Raw genomic sequence first — 17,095 nt, forward strand, 5'->3', positions numbered from 1 at the left:
GTTCATTTTTTATTTACAGGTATCAGAAGGTCAAACTAGTTTCGGACGAATCAACTCGAAACCTACTCCTCCCTTCATAAAATAGGATACTATTTTGATAAACGATAGGTTCAATTATGGAATTTTTCACAGGCTCAGTTCCATTCAGATATAGATACGAGCGGGAGGTCGTTATGACATGGAAACCTTTGGTCAACGGTTACGAAAATTGCGATTAAAAAAAGGCTTCAACCAGAAGCAGTTAGGTGAGGGGATCGTTACGGGCTCCATGCTCTCCCAGATTGAATCCGACAAAGCAAGACCCTCCTTTCACGTTTTGGAACAGATCGCCAAAAAGTTAGAATTACCCGTTGACGAGTTACTCGGAAACTCTCAAATGAACATGGTCCTCGTCTGCGAGTATCGGCTTGCAAAAAGTATGTTGGCTGCAGGGGAATATGCCGGTGCGTTACAGTTGCTTGAAAAGGTGATCCACGCAAACGCTGGGAAGTTAGACCCATTCGAGATTCGTTATGATTACGCGAGATGTCTCCTTGAGTTGAATGAGCTTCGCGAAGCCGAGGTCTCGTTCCAACAACTCTTGGATCATGCCCACTCTTCCAGCGGGAGAGTACTTGTAACTGTGCGTACACTCCGCCAGCTAGGACGCATTGAATTGAAGCGCCGACGCTTCCAGATCGCGGAACACTACCTCACGAAAGCCATCACGGAACTCGAGTCGGCCAACATCAGAGACGTCCAGCTTCAAAGTTCGTTGTTGTTGACGATGGCAGAGATTCAACAAAAATCTGGCCAATTTCAACAAGCGGTTGCCACGCTTCACTTGGCGTTCCCGATCTTTGAGGAACGAGAGGACGTTCATGGAATGGGCACCCTTTACATGAAACTGGCACAGTCTTCCCAGACGGACAACAAGTACGAGCAAGCGATTGAATATGCACAACGCGCTCAGTGGTGTTTCGAGACATTGAACAATAAAAGTGAAAAATTAGCGCTTGAAGTGCGACTTGCAATTCTTCAAGGGGAGATGGGAAACAGAGACAAGGCCATTCATTCGCTAGAACAAGTTATCAGGGAATACAGACGACTTCGGCGGGAAGAAGAAACGGGAACCACTTTAACGGAGCTAGCAAAGCTGTACGTAGCGGAGGGCAGGCTTGATCAAGCAGAGGAATCGTGTCAGACCGCTCGAAACCTTTTCCCGACCCTACATCCCTACCAAGCGTGGGTCTCTAGGGTACAAGCCGGAATCGCGCAGGCCCGAAATCAACATCTTGTCGCGGTGAAATACATGAAACAGGCCGCAGATTGCTTCAAACTCACGAACTCACCGATCGAATACGAGGAAACGATGCAGGAACTGTCAAAGATGTATGAGTCCCGTGACGATTGCCAAAGTGCCCTTCGGGTCATGAACGAAATGTGGTCATTCAATAGACAGGCACGTGGGCAGCGGGGGATAATACTGTGAGCGACATAGCACTCATTGAAGAAATCCCTCTAAGAATGACCCTCTTCTCTCCACAAAACCAAGATGTCCATCTATACTCCGAATTGAAAATTGGTTAAAGGCGGTACACCCAGGAATATGATTTATTTGTAGCTATATTTCTCAGCGGCATCTTATCCAGTGACTGAAGTTCCTGTAACAAGACATCTAGGATACTAGAAGACTTACCCCTCTAAAATATCAAGATAGTCCTTTACTGGATAATACTATTACGATAACTTTAAAATAGTATATACCAGTGTTGTCATAGGTGTTTTAATTAAGATGCAATTTCAAAACCACCATTAGGAGTGAACACCGTGTTTCGACCAAACAAAATCCTAACTAAGCTACTAGTTTCTGGAGCCCTCGCAGTAGGCATTGGTTGGGGTGGGTCCGTGTATGCCACCCAAGAAGATCAGAAGTCGGCAACAAAAATGGTAGAGGACTATGTATCAGCTTTTACCAAGAATGATGTTGCAGGTATGGTCAAGCACGTTAAGGACTCCCGCGCTAAGGACAGCAATGAGTTGGAAGCTATGTACCAGCAGTTCGTGAAACAAAATACCGACGAGCACGCGCAACTGAAACTAGACGGGATTGTCGAAGCTTCCGATGGTACCTACTTAGCAAACTTCCAAATGAAAACCGACCTCTACGAGAAAGGTTGGGTACAATACTCCCTCCCGTTGATAAAGGAAAATGGTGAGTGGAAAATCTATGTTGATGGCAATCTTGTAGTCGACACAAAAATTAAAAAATAGAAGGTGGTGCCCTGATCATGAAAAAATCTATTAAAAACCTCACAACGCTTGCCATCTTCTGTATGGTTGCCGCATGCTCTCTAGGCGTCACAGCAGACGCTCACGCTGTTGGCGTTGCTTACTACGGCACAACCCAATGGACAAATTATGGTCCCCAATACATCTACTCAACCTCTTCTTGGACTACGAACAGTACGAACAACTCGGTTACCATTAACGGCTGGCAAAATACCGGCGTTTCCTCCATGCCCGCTAATGAGGTCTATGCGGTCGTTGAGTCGTCCGTTTTCGGGTGGAGCAGCAATTGGGTGGAGTGGCCATGTACAGGTAACTATACCAGCGGCGGTACTTGGTACGGACACCAGTTCATCGGAATTCCGAACAACAAAACTGTAAAGATTCGTGTTGAAAACAAATCAATTCAAACTGTTGATCTGGCTGGTAACGCATACCAATCTTAATACACACAATCCACCTCAAATTTGTAGACGGTCCTTTACCGTCACCCTCCTCCCTCCACAAAAAAAGAGCCAGGTCCCCGGACCCGGCTCTTTTTCCTATCCAACTCCCTACAACTAAAACTTCTTTTTCTCCCGACTGCGATCTCGCCACACCAAAATGCCTTCAATCAGCATCACGGGGAACAGCGTGAGCAGGAACGACATCGGGATCGCGCCGCCTACATAGCGGATATTGAGGCTTTCTGCTGTGACGAGCGAGAACACCCAAACGATCAGGGAGAGAACCCCCCATATAGTAAATGCTCTTTTCATTCAAAAGACCTTCTCTCTTGTGCGATTCCATACCCTCTCTACGATACCAAATGTCCATCCAGATGAGTAGAAAAATATCTAGGAAACGATGGCGAAATTCGGACATTACCCCTTACCAACACTATGGAAGTTCTATACAATACAACTGTACACAATTATACAAATACAACATAACTTATCTACTATACCTGACCTCTACGTCAGACCATCCAAGGAGTCTCCCATGAACCAAGATCGCAATCTTCCGCTCTCCAAAATTCGCGTCGGCGACACCCTCTCCCGCGATGTCGTGTCCGCCCAAGGGCAACTGCTGCTCTCCAAGAACGTCACCCTCACCCAGGACCAACTCGACCGCCTCGAACTTCAGGGCATCTATAACATCTGGATCGTGCAGGAGGCAACCGCCGTCACGCCCCCCTCCCCGATGCAAAAATCCTACGTGGAAACGCTCGCCACGATCACCAACCTGTTCACGGAAGCAAAACGCACGAACAAGATCGATTGGAAGGAAGCGGTCGCCTCCGTCCAACACCTGCACACCGTCTGTGACCAAGAACCGAACCTGCTCCGCCTCATGGACAGCCTGTGGACGCAGGACGCGTACACGATGCAGCACTCCGTCGGTGTCGGGTTGCTCGCCAACCGCATCGCGAAGTGGCTGGGACTGTCGGACGAGCAATGCACAGAAGTCTTGCTCGGCGGCACGTTCCATGACATCGGCAAGTCGCTGGTCGATCCGGTGATCCTCAACAAACCAGACAAGCTGACCCCCGTCGAATACTCCGAAGTCAAAAAACACACCAAACTCGGCTACTCGATTCTCAAAAACTCCGGCGTCGCCGAGCCGATCGCTCGCATGGCGTTGCACCACCACGAACGCATGGACGGCTCCGGCTACCCTTACGGTCTGAAGGGCGGGGAGATCGACATCTACTCGCGCATCTGCGCCGTCGCCGACGTGTTCCACGCGATGACCACCCGCCGCGTCTACCGCCGTGAGGAATCGTACTACAAGGTCTTGGAGAGCCTGCACCAAGACTCATTTGCCTCGCTCGACCCCAACCTGATCTCGCTGTTCCTGAACCGCATGTTGAACTTCTTCCACGGCAACAAAGTCAAACTCAGTGATGGCCAACTCGGGGAAGTCGTGCTCGTGCATCCCGACATGCCTTTCCGCCCGCTGCTCCGGTTGGAGGCAGGCTTCCTCGACCTGCGCCACCGACCAGACCTCTACATTGAACAAGTGCAGGAAGTGTGAGAAAAAAAGCTGACATCCTCGTCTGAGGATGTCAGCTTTTTTATTGCCGACTCGGGAAGATCCCGTACAAGCAGATGATGAAGTTCATCGCGAGGAATGGTTGCATGTTGTTGTGCGGTTGGCTTCCACCTGCTACGGATAACGCAAGGGGGCTCATCGTGACATTCGGCGTGGCCGCATACAACGGGATCTGCGTACCCGTTCGGCCTTGGGGCGGCGTTTCTGCCCAGACCGTGTTGGTCGGGTCGGTAGCTGTCCCTTTTGCAGCAACCGCTTGCGGGATGTGCGTATGTGCCGGAATCTCCGTCGTCAACAGCGTCACGGTCCCTGAACCGACCTGCTCCCCGACCGTGCGCTCGGTTAACCCCGGCCCTTGTCCTTGGGACATCGCGGCACGGCCGCTCAGGTTTGGCAAGGCAAATGTCGTTCTCCCATCCCCCCCGTACTGTGTACCCAGGAGACTAAACAACGCCGTGTTCTGCGCAATCGACATCAACTGACCGTTGCAAAACGCCCAGTCTCGCGGAGCAAAGTTGCCTGCAAAGACTCGAATTTCTCCAATAAATGCTTCTGCCATCTCACGAGCGCCTCCTTAGTTTCTAGATGGGTAGATTCCTTCCAGTGCGATGCAATAGTTCAGCGCCAGATAGGGCTGCATGTTCGGATGTGCCTGTGACCCACCTGCGGTAGAAATGGCTTGTTGGCTCATCTGTGCGAGCGCCGCTGTGGATTGCGTAAATTGTCCCGTTGCATCGCCCCACACTCCGTTGGATGGGGAGACATTGGGGGAGGGAACGGTCGAGGAGCCTTGGGCCACATGGACGTGTGCCGGAATCTCTGTGCTCGTCAGCGTATGACTTGCAACGCCTGCCGCGACTCCGAGCGGGTAGCTTGACGAGGTGCTGATCGGCACCCGCCCCCGCAGGTCTGGCAACGCAAACGTGGTCGTCCCATTGCCACCATAATAGGTGCCTAGCAGGGAGAACAGCGCTGAATGGGTACTGATCGGGAGAATCTGTCCTGCACAAAAGGCCCAGCCCCGTGGCGCAAAGTTGTTGGCAAACAGACGGATCTCACCCAAGAACGGTTCTGACATTCTGAATCCTCCTTTGAAAACCTACTTTTTCAGACTTGTGCTTACGACTGGCTCGGGTAGATCCCATAGAGCGAAATGATATAGCTGAGCGTCAAGGTCGGCATCATGTTGTCATGCGGTTGATTGCCACCCACGCTCGACAGGGCAGCGGAATTCATCGGGACAAGCGTTGGGCTGGCCGTGCCGTAATAGCTGGTCGAAGGTGCAATCGCCCACAGGGCGTTGCTCGGATTCTCGACTTCGCCCGGTGTTGCCGACGCGTTCGCCGCATGCGTATGGGCAGGTAGTTCATTGGACGTCAGGGTGACCGTCTCCGTCCCGCCTCGTGCCCCTAAACTGTACGACGAACTGACATGAATCGGAACCCGTCCGCGCAGGTCCGGCAGTGCGAACGTCGTTTGTCCGTCCCCGCCATACGTCGTGCCTAGCAAGGCAAACAGCGCTTCATTTTCCGAGATGCTCATCAAGCTTCCATCACAAAACGCCCAGCCCGCTGGCGCAAAATTACCTGCAAACATGCGAATCTCACCCACATACGATTCACTCATTGTGTGTCACCTCTCCCACTTTTTCTGACGCGTTTTCAACGGCACGCCACTCCATCTGGAGGTACAACTCATCCTCAAATGTGATCGTGAAACCGTGTCGTGCATACAGACGGCGGGCCGGGTTGCTGGTCTGAACTTGCAAACGTAACGGCAGATCAGCGTTGCGCGCCTCTGTTTGCAAATCAACGATCAACATCCCCCCGATTCCCCGGTTGCAAAACTCAGGCAAAAGAGCAATATCAACGAGAATAATTGCTTGACTGTTCCGAAAAATGAACAGCCGACCTGCTGGTTGCTGCTCCCAAAGGACGAGCCGATGATCTCCATCTGGGAACTGGGCGGCATAGGACATGCGTTGTGAGTTCCATTGCATGTTGAGAAAATGGTGTTGCATCGCGTCGTCCCATCCCCATGCGAGGAGTTCCATTTTGCGCGTGCTGGCGTACAACTCATACAAAAAGCTCTCATCGTCCGTGTGAACTGGGTTCAGTTTCAACATGTGGCCCTCTGTTAGGTCGGTTGGATTTGTAATTCTTTCTAAAACAATCGAGATATCACATCCCTTGTAATGATTATCTTATTCATAGCATTTAGATTTAGTACGAGTACCTATTATTGGAAGGTTATGTTGTCTAAGTAAAATGATTCCGTTACACGCAACGTTTCGGTTGTTTTATGAGTAGCACGTGAATATCACTAGTGGGGGCGATAGGAGGATTTGCATCGTTTTTGGGGAATCGGCATTTCTTTTACAATTTCATTGCAGCCGGGTGCCTGCTTCCTACCTTCTTCGAGATTTACTACCACGTATGTAGGGGGGTGCATCATGGAATTTCGCCTTTTTACCCGCAAGTTCACGAATATTCTAAGTACTGTTCTCGTTTTCTTGCTCCTTTTGGTGTCCAGCGGGCTCGGGCCTTTTGTTGAACTTGCGGGTGCTGCTGGAACTTGGACGACAAAGACAACCGGTGTGACCAATGACATCAACGGCGTTGCTTATGGAAACGGGCTCTGGATCGCAGCCGGTAGCGCGTCCGAACTCTCCAAGTCGGCCGATGGCGGCAGTACATGGACGAAGCAAGCCGTCGTGGGCGGGACGTCGTTTTATGCTGTCGTCTACACGGGAAGCCAGTGGGTGTTGGTTGGGGAATCAGGAGCGATCTTCACCTCAACGGATGGTACGAACTGGACGTCTCGTTCCTCCACCACGAGTAATACCCTGTGGGGGGTTACGTCCGGCGGTGGCAAGATTGTCGCCGTCGGGGCGAATGGCACGGTGGTCACTTCTGTGGATGGAGTGACTTGGACTTCGACGTCTCTTGGCAGCTCTACGCTTTACGCGGTCAAGTATGCGGGCGGCATGTTCCTGACTTCAGGTGGAGCCGGGAAGCTTTTTACCTCAGCCAACGGCACATCGTGGACGAATCAAGCGACCGGTACAGCAAACGATCTGAACGGGATCGCTTTTGCAAACGGCCTTTATGTTGTGGCGGGGGATAAAATTCTACTCACTTCTACTGATGGGTCTGCGTGGACGACACGGACGCTTCCGGTTGGGGCTTCTACTCAGACGCTGTACGGGGTCTCGTATGGCGGTAACAAATTCGTTGCTGTCGGTGCTGGTGATACGATTGTTTCCTCGACTGACGGGGTGACGTGGAGTCTTGAAACCTCGAGCTCTGCTGGTACGACATTGCTCGGCGCCTCAAGTGGTGGCGGGAAATGGGTCACGGTAGGAACATCTGGTTTCCTTCAAACGCAAGCCATGAGCTCGAATGCCAATCTGAGCGGATTGACGCTGAGTGCGGGAACGCTGTCTCCTGTGTTTGCGGCTGGCACAACCAGTTACACGGCAAGTGTGAGTTCTGGCACCACGAGTGTACAGGTCACACCGACGATTGCAGATGCGACCGCAACCGTTACTGTGAATGGGGCTGCTGCGATCAGTGGGAATGCCTCTACGGTTTCCTTGAATCCGGGAGCAAACCCGATTCCGGTCGTGGTGACAGCCCAAGATGGTGTGACACAGAAAACGTACACGGTCACAGTGACCCGTGCGGTTGCTTCTACCAACGCAAACTTGAGCAGTTTGACACTGAGTGCAGGCACTCTGTCTCCTGCGTTTGCTGCGGGTACGACCAGTTATACAGCAAGCGTTGGCAACGGTGTGTCGAGTGTGGCTGTCACGCCGACCGTGGCAGATTCCACCGCTACGGTGAAGGTCAATGGGAGTGCGGCCACGAGTGGTAGCGCATCCGCGATTCCGCTAAATGTGGGGTCGAATACGATTACGGTCCTCGTGACCGCGCAGGATGGCTCGACAACGAAATCGTACACGGTTACGGTCACTCGTGCGGCTTCGGTGAATGCGAACTTGAGCAACTTGACGATCAGTCAAGGTACGCTGTCTCCGGGGTTTGCTTCTGGGACGACGACCTATACGGCGAGCGTTGGGAACTCGGTTTCTAGCTTGGATGTCACGCCGACCGTGGCAGATTCCACCGCTACGGTGAAGGTCAATGGGAGTGCGGCCACGAGTGGTAGCGCATCCTCTATTCCGCTGAATGTGGGGTCGAATACGATTACGGTCCTCGTGACCGCTCAGGACGGCTCGACGCAGAAATCGTACACGGTTACGGTCACTCGTGCGGCTTCGGTAAATGCGAACTTGAGCAACTTGACGATCAGCCAAGGGACGCTGTCTCCGGGGTTTGCTTCTGGGACGACGAGCTATACGGCGAGCGTTGGGAACTCGGTTTCTAGTTTGGATGTCACGCCGACCGTGGCAGATTCCACCGCTACGGTGAAGGTCAATGGGAGTGCGGCCACGAGTGGTAGCGCATCCTCTGTTCCGCTGAATGTGGGGTCGAATACGATTACGGTCCTCGTGACCGCTCAGGACGGTTCGACGCAGAAATCGTACACGGTTACGGTCACTCGTGCGGCTTCGGTGAATGCGAACTTGAGCAACTTGACGATCAGTCAAGGCACGCTGTCTCCGGGGTTTGCTTCTGAGACGACGACCTATACGGCAAGTGTAGGCAATACGGTCACGAATCTCACCGTCACTCCGACCGTTGCTGATTCTACAGCTACTGTTGAAGTAAATGGGGTTGCAGTTACTAGTGGCAACGCATCTTCTCCGATCTCCCTGAACGTATACGAGAACACCCTCTCGGTGGTCGTCACCGCTCAGGATGGATCAACTAAACAAACCTACACTCTCACGGTCACCCGTGCTCCTTCGAGCAACGCTGATCTCAGCAACTTGGTTCTCAGCCAAGGCACGCTGTCTCCAGACTTTGTATCGAGCACGCTGACCTATACGGCAAGCGTAGGCAATGCGGTCACGAATCTCACGGTCACTCCGACGGTTGCTGATTCCACGGCTACTGTTGAAGTAAATGGGGTTGCAGTTACTAGTGGCAACGCATCTTCTCCGATCTCCCTGAACGTATACGAGAACACCCTCTCGGTGGTCGTCACCGCTCAGGATGGATCGACTAAACAAACCTACACTCTCACGGTCACCCGCGCTCCTTCGAGCAACGCTGATCTCAGCAACTTGGCTCTCAGCCAAGGCACGCTGTCTCCAGACTTTGCTTCGGGCACGCTGACCTATTCGGCTAGCGTAGGCAATGCGGTCACGAATCTCACACTCACTCCGACGGTTGCTGATTCCACTGCTATTGTTAAAGTAAACGGGGTTGCCGTGACCAGTGGAAATGCCTCCGCTCCGATCTCATTGACTGTCGGCGAGAACACCATAAAAGTGGTCGTTACCGCTCAGGATGGCTCTACGGAACAGACCTACACCCTCACGGTCACCCGTGCTCCTTCGAGCAACACTGATCTCAGCAACTTGGAACTCAGCCAAGGCACGCTGTCTCCAGACTTTGCTTCGGGTACGCTGACCTATACGGCAAGTGTAGGCAATGCGGTCACCGATCTCACCGTCACTCCAACGGTTGCTGATTCCACAGCTACTGTTGAAGTAAATGGGGTTGCAGTGACTAGTGGCAACGCATCTACTCCAATCTCCCTGAACGTATACGAGAACACCATCTCAGTAGTCGTCACCGCTCAGGACGGATCGACTAAAAAAACCTACATCCTCACGGTCACCCGTGCTCCTTCAAGCAACGCTGATCTCAACAACTTGGCCCTGAGCCAAGGCACGCTGTCTCCAGACTTTGCTTCTGGCACACTGACCTATACGGCGAGTGTTGGCAATGCGGTCACCGATCTCACCGTCACTCCAACGGTTGCTGATTCCACAGCTACTATTGAAGTAAACGGGGTTCCAGTCACCAGTGGGAATGCCTCCGCTCCGATCTCACTGACTGTCGGCGAGAACACCATAATAGTGGTCGTCACCGCTCAGGATGGCTCGACGGAACAGACCTACACCCTCACGGTCACTCGTGCAGCGTCTTCCAACAACGACCTGAGCAATCTAACGCTCAGCCAAGGAGCACTGTCTCCGGTCTTCTCCTCTGGCACCACGAGCTACACAGCAAGCGTATCCACTGCCGTCAACCGCGTGAACATCACGCCGACTGTGTCTGACTCGACGGCAACCGTGAAGATCGGCGGAGTCGCGATAACCAGCGGCACTCCAAGAGAGATGACGCTCAACATCGGGGCTAACCCCATCAAGATCGAAGTAAGCGCCCAAGATGGGACGACGAAAACCTACACGGTCACGATCTCTCGCGAACCGGGTACTGGTACAGGCGGCGGTGGTGGTGGCGGGACCCACCACGGACCTGTCAAAATTGAAGTAGACAATGGACCAGGTACCCCCCCTGGCACCAGCTTCAACGACGTGACGAAGTTGCTCGGCTCGCAAGTCAAGATGAGCGCCGAGATCCTCAGCAGCACCGGCCAAAAGCTGAACCTGCCTGTGATCCCGATCATCGACGACTCCTTCCAATTGAGCGGCGTGCAAGCTGGTAACTACCAACTCGTGCTCAACGTCCTCGCGCCCAACGGCGAGAAACTGGCGGGTCAAAAAGCGACGCTGATCGTCGCAAGCGATGGCAGCGCCACGATCAAAACGGAGCTGATCGACCCCTACGGCACCGTCCGTGACTCGATCACCCACCAACCGATCGCCGGTGTGACCACCACGCTCTACTGGGCTGACACCGAACTCAACCGCGCCAAAGGCAGAACCCCTGGCACCGCAGTCACACTGCCAGAACTGCCTAGCCTAACCCCCAATCAGAACCACAATCCTCAAATCACCACCGACAGCGGCCAATACGGCTGGATGGTCTTCCCCGATGGTGATTACTACACGATCGCGGAACGTGACGGCTACGTGGTCTTTGACAGCCGCAACGACCCCCGCGAGGAGTTGCATGGGGATTCGAGCTACATCCGCAATGGCTTGATCCACGTCGGTCAAACCACCGTGCAAATGAACTACAACATGCAAGCAAAAGTCGTCTCCTCTGGCGTCCACAACCCGTACATCTACGGCTACTCGGACGGCACGTTTGGCCCTGACCAACACATCACCCGCGCAGAACTCGCCGCCATCCTCTCTCGTACACTGCCGGATGGCACGAACTCCGCAGCCGCACCGTCCTTCCACGACCTGCAAGCTTCGCACTGGGCGTACAGCTCCATCGCGAAAGTCTGCGGTCTGAAGATCATGGTCGGCAACCCGGACGGAACCTTCCACCCAGACGACATCGTCACCCGCGCCGAGATGGCGGTCGTCATCGCAAGACTCAAACAACTTCCGACCGCACTCGATACGGACTTCACCGACATCGGCGGCCACTGGGCACAGCCGTTCATCGCCCAAGCTGAACACGGTGGCTACTTGAACGGCTATCCGGATCACACGTACCATCCAGACCAAACCATCACGCGTGCGGAGACCGTAGTCGTCATCAACAAACTGCTAGATCGCAACGTCCAGCAAGTAAGCGGTCTCCCAAAATGGTCGGACGTATCGCCTGACTTCTGGGGCTTCCGTGCGATCATGGAAGCATCCCTGCTCCACGCCTACGACCTGCTGTCGAACGGCGTAGAGATCTGGAAACCGTAAAACCCGCCACAGCAAAAAAGCTGACCTTCTCTCGAAGGTCAGCTTTTTTTGGTCGAAGATGGCAGTTTCTCAATATACGAGCGGGACAAGCGTTCCAGCTCCATGACCTTGTTCATCGGGTCGTGATACGCGTCCGTCCCCGCTGCACGCTGGTGCGTTTGCAGGTGGATCGTCTGCTGGTCCTCGGAATTGTACAGCACATTATCTGACACAAACGATCCGGTCGGCAGGTAGAACAACTCGCCCAACAGGTTGTCGGGTTGGTTCAGCAGGTCTTGCCCGAAATGGATCTGATCGCCCAGCGAGATCCCCAGCAGATTGCTGAGTGTCGGCAGCGTGTCGATCTGCCCGCCGACGCCATGTCGTACCTGCCCAGGCATCCCCGGCACGCGCACGATCAACGGAACGTTGAGCATATCCGTCATGTCATAGATCCGCCCTAGCAGTCCATTCAGCAGGATCGAATCCGTACCACTAACCGAGTCCGCATGAAACGCAAAGTGGTCGCCATACAGCGCGATCACCGTATTGTCCCAAAGTCCCTTCGCTTTCAGCTCGTCGAAAAATGTCCCCAGCGCTGCGTCGGTGTAATGCACTGCACGCAGATAGTCGCCGAGCATCGAATCCTTCCCCGCATACTCCGCCGAGAGCGTCAATCCGTCCGCTCCTGCTGGGATCTTGAACGGATGGTGGCTGGAGAGCGTGACATAGTTCGCATAGAAGGGTTGCCCGCGCTGTTGTCGCTCTTGCAACAGCGCGATCGACTTGCGATACAAAACGTTGTCGCTCGCTCCCATGCTGATGACGTCTTCCTCACCAAAGTACTTTTTGTCATAGTATTGGTCGTATCCCATGTTCGGGTACATCCGGTTGCGGTTGTAAAAGCTCACATCGTTCACATGCATCGTGAACGTGTCATACCCCGCGGCACTCAGCAGTTTCGGCAGACTCGGAAAGTCTTTGTCCTTGTAGATCGTCGACATCGCCCCGCTCTCCAACGGGTACAGCGAGGTGTTCGTGATGAACTCCGCATCGGACGTATTGCCCTGCCCGATCATGGTGTTGAAGTGGTCAAAGTACTGACTTTCTCCCAACAACTTGTTCAGGTTCGGCGTGATCTCTTGCCCGTCGACTTTCCTGCCAATCACGAAGTTCTGGAACGACTCCAGTTGGATCACGATCAAGTTCTTCCCCTGTGCGACCCCGAAGTTTGTGGCCTCGGCCGGATCGACGATGCCCTTGATCGCGTTCACCGCCTCCTGCGTGATCGGCCCCGTGTCGTACTCCTTGGTCCGCGACTCTTGGATCGCTTGGAACGCCTCCGCATTGAGCAAGCCCACGTCCTTCGCAAACTTCGACGGGTCGAGCACATCCTGCGCGCGCTTTGCAGAGATGTTATAAACAGAAACAAACAGCGACAACACCAGCACACCAGCCAGCGCTTTGCGGGAGAATTGCTCAGTTTTGAGCATCGGATTTTTCCGAATCAGCGCCAGCATGGCGACGACGATGAGGTCGAGGTACATCAACACATCGCTCGGTTCGAGCAAAACCGCGATGCTGTCCTGCACCGACCCGGCCTCGCCCAACAGATACAGCGATTCGAACATCGGGATGCGGTGGAATTGGCGATAAAACACCAACACCCCGAGATAGACGGTGGAGAGCAGGAACGTCAGCACGAAATAGACGAACCGCTTCCCACGCCTGCACGTCAGTTCCACCACCGCAAACAGTATCAAAAACGCGCTCAACTCGACGGCCAGCACTTCCCAAAACGTCGTGTCCTCGTACATCCATCGTCGAACATGCAACGATTTGAGGATCATAAAAAGCGTGTAGAGAACAAAAGGACTTCGCAGAACCTGCAACCCGAAACGAGTCTTCATCCTGGATACCTTCTTCTAGTTTTTCTCTCTAGTGTAACAAGGATGCATGACGAACATGTGTTGAATGCGCACAAAAAAAAGCCCGGCCTCCCCGCCGGGCTTTTTCCTCATACTGTTTGTTCGATCTGCATAACCTGACGTGCGAAGCGCTCCATCTCCTCCAACTGAGGGGAGAATTGCAGCAACAACAAGTCGAGGCCCGCTGCTTCGTACTCGCGGATTTTCGCTTGGATCTGCTCCGGTGTGCCGATCAGCGTCGGGCGCAGGCCGCGATTGGAGACGCTGTAATCCTGCAGCGTGATCTGTTGCTCCAACTGCGACTTGCTGGTGAAGTCCTTGAAGCCTGCATAGCCGCTCAGGTCGCCTTTGACATCGGTGATGCGCGCAAGTTCGGCTTGCGCTTCTTCCTCTGTGTCGCGACAGATCACGTAGGCCGCCATCCCAAAGGAGGAAAACGGCGCGTGTCCAGCGTCCGCGCGACGTTTTTTCATATCGGCGATCTTGACGCGGATTTCCTCGACCGTGCCGCCGTGCATGACATACGCGTCACAGTGTTCGGAGATCAACTGCTTGCCTCGCTCCGACTCACCACCTGCGTAGAGAATCGGATTCGGGCGCTGGACGGGTTTCGGGGAGAGTTTGGCGTTCTCCACGTTGTAGTATCGGCCTTGGAAGTTGAAGGTCTCCTCCGTCCACAAGCCCTTGAGCACCTGCACGAACTCCTCTGTGCGCTCATAGCGTTCGTCATGCTCGGCAAAATGCCCGCCGTACTGGCGCGCTTCTTCGGCCCACCACGCGGAGACGACGTTCAAGGTGAAGCGTCCGCCGGAGATCTGGTCGATGTTTGCCGCCATCTTGGCGCAGACGGCTGGGTTGTGGTAGCCAGGTCGTACCGCAGTCATGATCTCGATCTTCTCGGTGGCCGCCGCCAGAGCTGCCGCAGTGGTCCACGCTTCGAGAACGTCCTGCTCCGGGCCCTTGATATCGTTGAGGTACAACTCAGCAATCAGCGTGGTGCTGTAGCCCCACTTCTCTGCAGCTTGGATGACGTCCTTCGCATAGTCGAACGTCGGCGGCATCTGCTCATCGTCAACATTGCGCAACCAACCACCAAAAATCGGCAACCAAAACCCGTACTTCATCTCTGCTCCACTCCCCATGTTGGTAAACCCGTGTATTCCGATATGAGTTTATTGTATACTGGATTCAGAAAAAGTCAACAGCAGCCGCTGCCGTGGTGCTGGTGCTCCCGACCGACCGCGATCTCCGCCTGTGCCGAGGTGATCTGGCGGGCGTAGCGGGTCAGTTCGACCGTCATGTCATAGTAGTTGAACGGCGTGATCAGGTACAGGCCGTTGAAGTGATGCACGGCCACATCGAGCAGTTCCTTGGCGATCTGCACACCTTCGTGGCGGGCCGCTTCGCCTTCGAAACGCTTGATGCGCTCTAGCGTCGATTCGGCGATCTTGATCCCTGGCACCTCGTTGTGCAGGAACTCGGCGTTGCGCTGACCTGTCAGCGGCATCACCCCGATGAAGATCGGGATCGGGATGTGACGGGTCGCCTCGCGAATCGCCAGCAACGTCTCCACATCATAGACCGGTTGCGTCATGATGAAATCCGCCCCCGCTTCCACTTTGCGCTCCAAGCGGGCAATCGCCGGTTCGAGGTTGCGCACATGTGGGTTGAACGCGGCGCCGACGACGAATCGCGCTTGGTTTTTCATCCGTCGTCCGGAGAAGGCAATTCCTTCATTTAATTGCTTCACCATGCGGATCAGATCGAACGACGAGAGATCGAACACGGAGGTCGCCCCTGGCAGGTCGCCGACACGTGCCGGGTCGCCCGTGATGACGAGAACTTGGTTGAGTCCCAGCGCATGCAAGCCCAGCAAGTGCGACTGCTGCCCGATCAAGTTGCGGTCGCGACAGGCGACGTGCGCCATCGCTTCGATGCCAAGTTCACGCTTGAGGATCGCCCCGAGCGCCATGTTGCTGACCCGGGTCGTCGCCAGTGAATTGTCGGCGAGGGTGATCGCGTCGGCACCCGCTTCTTGGAGCGCACGGCTGCCTGTGATGTATTTTTCGATGTCGAGGTCACGCGGTGTATCGTACTCCACGATGATCGTATGGCGTTGCTTGACGAGATCGACGATGCTCGGGGTCGGCGGGATCTCGATGCGCGGCGTCTCGCGTTCCACCGGGACCACACGCTCTGCCAAAACGGGATTCACCCGCGTCACGCGGCGTCTCCCGGCAACCGAGTCGGCAATCGCTTTGATATGTTCCGGGGAGGTGCCACAACAACCTCCGAGCAGACTCACGCCTTGGTTGACCAAGCGTCCGGCATAGTCACCGAAGTAGGCAGCGTTGGATTTGTATTGGACCTTGCCATCGATCATGCCGAGGCGGCCGGCGTTCGGATACACGGAGATCGGCATACCCTCTGGCACGATGGTGCGTTCCAGCGAGCCGAGGATCTCCGCCGGACCGAGGCGGCAGTTCAGGCCGACGACGTCTGCGCCTGCACTCTCCAATTGGCGGAAGGCTTGCGTCAGTTCGTAGCCGTCCCGGGTGCGCCCGACTTCGATCAACGAGAGTTGTGCGATGATCGGCGTCCCCGAGGAGGCAGCCAGCGGGCGGATCACATCGAGGGCGAGCAACAGCTCTTCGACATCGTAGAAGGTTTCGAGGATCACTCCGTCCACACCCTCATGCAACAGGGCGACGGCTTGCTCCTCGTAGACATCACGGTACTCCTCCCACGCTGTGCCACGAACGCGACCGGCCAGAATCGAACCGATGCTTCCGACGACAAACGCGTCACGACCCGTCTGCTCCAACGCTTGACGGGCGATCTGTACGGAGGCGCGGTTGATCCGCGTGGTGCGCGTCTCCAAGCCATAGCGGGCCAGTGCCTCGCGATTCGCAGCGTAGGAGTTGGTCTCGATGACGGTAGCCCCCGCGTCCAGATACGCGATGTGCGTATCCCGCACCCAGTCTTGCTCTGTCAGGCACAATTCCTCCGTCGATGCCCCGATCGCGTTGCCTTGCAAGTACAGAAGCGTTGCCATCGCGCCATCCCCAACCAAGATATCGGAACGCAGTCGCGCTCGAAAAGCATGCTGTCGATTCACTCTACTTCCCACCCCTCTGCTTTTCTTCGATAAAATAAAAAGAGCCTCTTCTCAGGCGTCCAAGAAGAGGCTCATTGT

General features: G+C 54.6%; 13 protein-coding genes. 5 read left to right on the top strand and 8 right to left on the bottom strand.

Annotation, left to right across the window (positions count from 1 at the left end):
* Nucleotides 1-178 precede the first annotated feature (178 nt).
* The 3 genes from C7459_RS09905 (at nucleotide 179) to C7459_RS09915 (ending at nucleotide 2,714) form a co-directional block, all read left to right on the top strand.
* Nucleotides 179-1,471: a helix-turn-helix domain-containing protein gene (locus tag C7459_RS09905; RefSeq protein WP_109688768.1), complete on the top strand. Its 1,293-nt coding sequence runs from the start codon at nucleotides 179-181 to the stop codon at nucleotides 1,469-1,471.
* Between the two features lie 338 nt (nucleotides 1,472-1,809).
* Entirely contained in the window at nucleotides 1,810-2,253 is a 444-nt protein-coding gene (locus C7459_RS09910; RefSeq protein WP_109688770.1) for an NTF2-like N-terminal transpeptidase domain-containing protein, read from the top strand.
* A 17-nt stretch (nucleotides 2,254-2,270) separates the two neighbouring features.
* Complete coding sequence (locus C7459_RS09915) at nucleotides 2,271-2,714, top strand: hypothetical protein (protein ID WP_109688772.1); 444 nt, start codon at nucleotides 2,271-2,273, stop codon at nucleotides 2,712-2,714.
* A 114-nt stretch (nucleotides 2,715-2,828) separates the two neighbouring features.
* Here C7459_RS09915 and C7459_RS09920 read toward each other — a convergent pair whose 3' ends face one another.
* Nucleotides 2,829-3,026, bottom strand: a complete 198-nt coding sequence (locus C7459_RS09920) for a hypothetical protein (RefSeq protein ID WP_109688774.1) — start codon at nucleotides 3,024-3,026, stop codon at nucleotides 2,829-2,831.
* Between the two features lie 223 nt (nucleotides 3,027-3,249).
* Between C7459_RS09920 and C7459_RS09925 the strand changes: the two genes are divergently transcribed.
* Complete coding sequence (locus C7459_RS09925) at nucleotides 3,250-4,284, top strand: HD-GYP domain-containing protein (RefSeq protein ID WP_170119395.1); 1,035 nt, start codon at nucleotides 3,250-3,252, stop codon at nucleotides 4,282-4,284.
* Between the two features lie 40 nt (nucleotides 4,285-4,324).
* Here C7459_RS09925 and C7459_RS09930 read toward each other — a convergent pair whose 3' ends face one another.
* From C7459_RS09930 to C7459_RS09945, 4 genes are read right to left on the bottom strand one after another with little or no spacing between them, the layout of a single operon-like run.
* Nucleotides 4,325-4,861 (bottom strand): phage tail protein, encoded by a 537-nt coding sequence (locus C7459_RS09930; protein WP_109688778.1) that lies wholly within the window; start codon nucleotides 4,859-4,861, stop codon nucleotides 4,325-4,327.
* 15 nt (nucleotides 4,862-4,876) lie between these two features.
* The gene (locus tag C7459_RS09935) at nucleotides 4,877-5,380 is read right to left on the bottom strand and encodes a phage tail protein (protein WP_109688780.1); all 504 of its coding nucleotides are present in this window, start codon (nucleotides 5,378-5,380) and stop codon (nucleotides 4,877-4,879) included.
* 41 nt (nucleotides 5,381-5,421) lie between these two features.
* Entirely contained in the window at nucleotides 5,422-5,928 is a 507-nt protein-coding gene (locus tag C7459_RS09940; protein ID WP_109688782.1) for a phage tail protein, read from the bottom strand.
* Entirely contained in the window at nucleotides 5,921-6,427 is a 507-nt protein-coding gene (locus tag C7459_RS09945) for a GNAT family N-acetyltransferase (protein ID WP_109688784.1), read from the bottom strand. Before C7459_RS09945 ends, C7459_RS09940 begins: the two co-directional genes overlap by 8 nt.
* Nucleotides 6,428-6,754: 327 nt before the next feature.
* On the opposite strand from C7459_RS09945, the gene C7459_RS09950 reads away from it, so the two are divergent.
* The gene (locus tag C7459_RS09950; protein ID WP_109688786.1) at nucleotides 6,755-11,992 is read left to right on the top strand and encodes a cadherin-like beta sandwich domain-containing protein; all 5,238 of its coding nucleotides are present in this window, start codon (nucleotides 6,755-6,757) and stop codon (nucleotides 11,990-11,992) included.
* 38 nt (nucleotides 11,993-12,030) lie between these two features.
* On the opposite strand, the gene C7459_RS09955 is transcribed toward C7459_RS09950, so the two are convergent.
* The 3 genes from C7459_RS09955 to C7459_RS09965 form a co-directional block, all read right to left on the bottom strand.
* The gene (locus C7459_RS09955; protein ID WP_109688788.1) at nucleotides 12,031-13,881 is read right to left on the bottom strand and encodes an LTA synthase family protein; all 1,851 of its coding nucleotides are present in this window, start codon (nucleotides 13,879-13,881) and stop codon (nucleotides 12,031-12,033) included.
* 107 nt (nucleotides 13,882-13,988) lie between these two features.
* The gene (locus C7459_RS09960) at nucleotides 13,989-15,023 is read right to left on the bottom strand and encodes an LLM class flavin-dependent oxidoreductase (RefSeq protein ID WP_109688790.1); all 1,035 of its coding nucleotides are present in this window, start codon (nucleotides 15,021-15,023) and stop codon (nucleotides 13,989-13,991) included.
* A gap of 74 nt (nucleotides 15,024-15,097) precedes the next feature.
* Nucleotides 15,098-17,017 carry a bifunctional homocysteine S-methyltransferase/methylenetetrahydrofolate reductase gene (locus C7459_RS09965; protein ID WP_109688792.1) on the bottom strand — a complete coding sequence of 640 codons (1,920 nt, stop codon included), beginning with the start codon at nucleotides 17,015-17,017 and terminating at the stop codon, nucleotides 15,098-15,100.
* Nucleotides 17,018-17,095: the final 78 nt, after the last annotated feature.

The organism is Tumebacillus permanentifrigoris (assembly GCF_003148565.1).
Lineage (GTDB): Bacteria > Bacillota > Bacilli > Tumebacillales > Tumebacillaceae > Tumebacillus > Tumebacillus permanentifrigoris.

Bases quoted from the DNA above. Each gene is read 5' to 3' on its own strand.
- C7459_RS09905 (WP_109688768.1), top strand. From the start codon at position 179: ATGGAAACCTTTGGTCAACGGTTACGAAAATTGCGATTAAAAAAAGGC.
- C7459_RS09915 (WP_109688772.1), top strand. From the start codon at position 2,271: ATGAAAAAATCTATTAAAAACCTCACAACGCTTGCCATCTTCTGTATG.
- C7459_RS09920 (WP_109688774.1), bottom strand. From the start codon at position 3,026: ATGAAAAGAGCATTTACTATATGGGGGGTTCTCTCCCTGATCGTTTGG.
- C7459_RS09925 (WP_170119395.1), top strand. From the start codon at position 3,250: ATGAACCAAGATCGCAATCTTCCGCTCTCCAAAATTCGCGTCGGCGAC.
- C7459_RS09930 (WP_109688778.1), bottom strand. From the start codon at position 4,861: ATGGCAGAAGCATTTATTGGAGAAATTCGAGTCTTTGCAGGCAACTTT.
- C7459_RS09935 (WP_109688780.1), bottom strand. From the start codon at position 5,380: ATGTCAGAACCGTTCTTGGGTGAGATCCGTCTGTTTGCCAACAACTTT.
- C7459_RS09940 (WP_109688782.1), bottom strand. From the start codon at position 5,928: ATGAGTGAATCGTATGTGGGTGAGATTCGCATGTTTGCAGGTAATTTT.
- C7459_RS09945 (WP_109688784.1), bottom strand. From the start codon at position 6,427: ATGTTGAAACTGAACCCAGTTCACACGGACGATGAGAGCTTTTTGTAT.
- C7459_RS09950 (WP_109688786.1), top strand. From the start codon at position 6,755: ATGGAATTTCGCCTTTTTACCCGCAAGTTCACGAATATTCTAAGTACT.
- C7459_RS09955 (WP_109688788.1), bottom strand. From the start codon at position 13,881: ATGAAGACTCGTTTCGGGTTGCAGGTTCTGCGAAGTCCTTTTGTTCTC.
- C7459_RS09960 (WP_109688790.1), bottom strand. From the start codon at position 15,023: ATGAAGTACGGGTTTTGGTTGCCGATTTTTGGTGGTTGGTTGCGCAAT.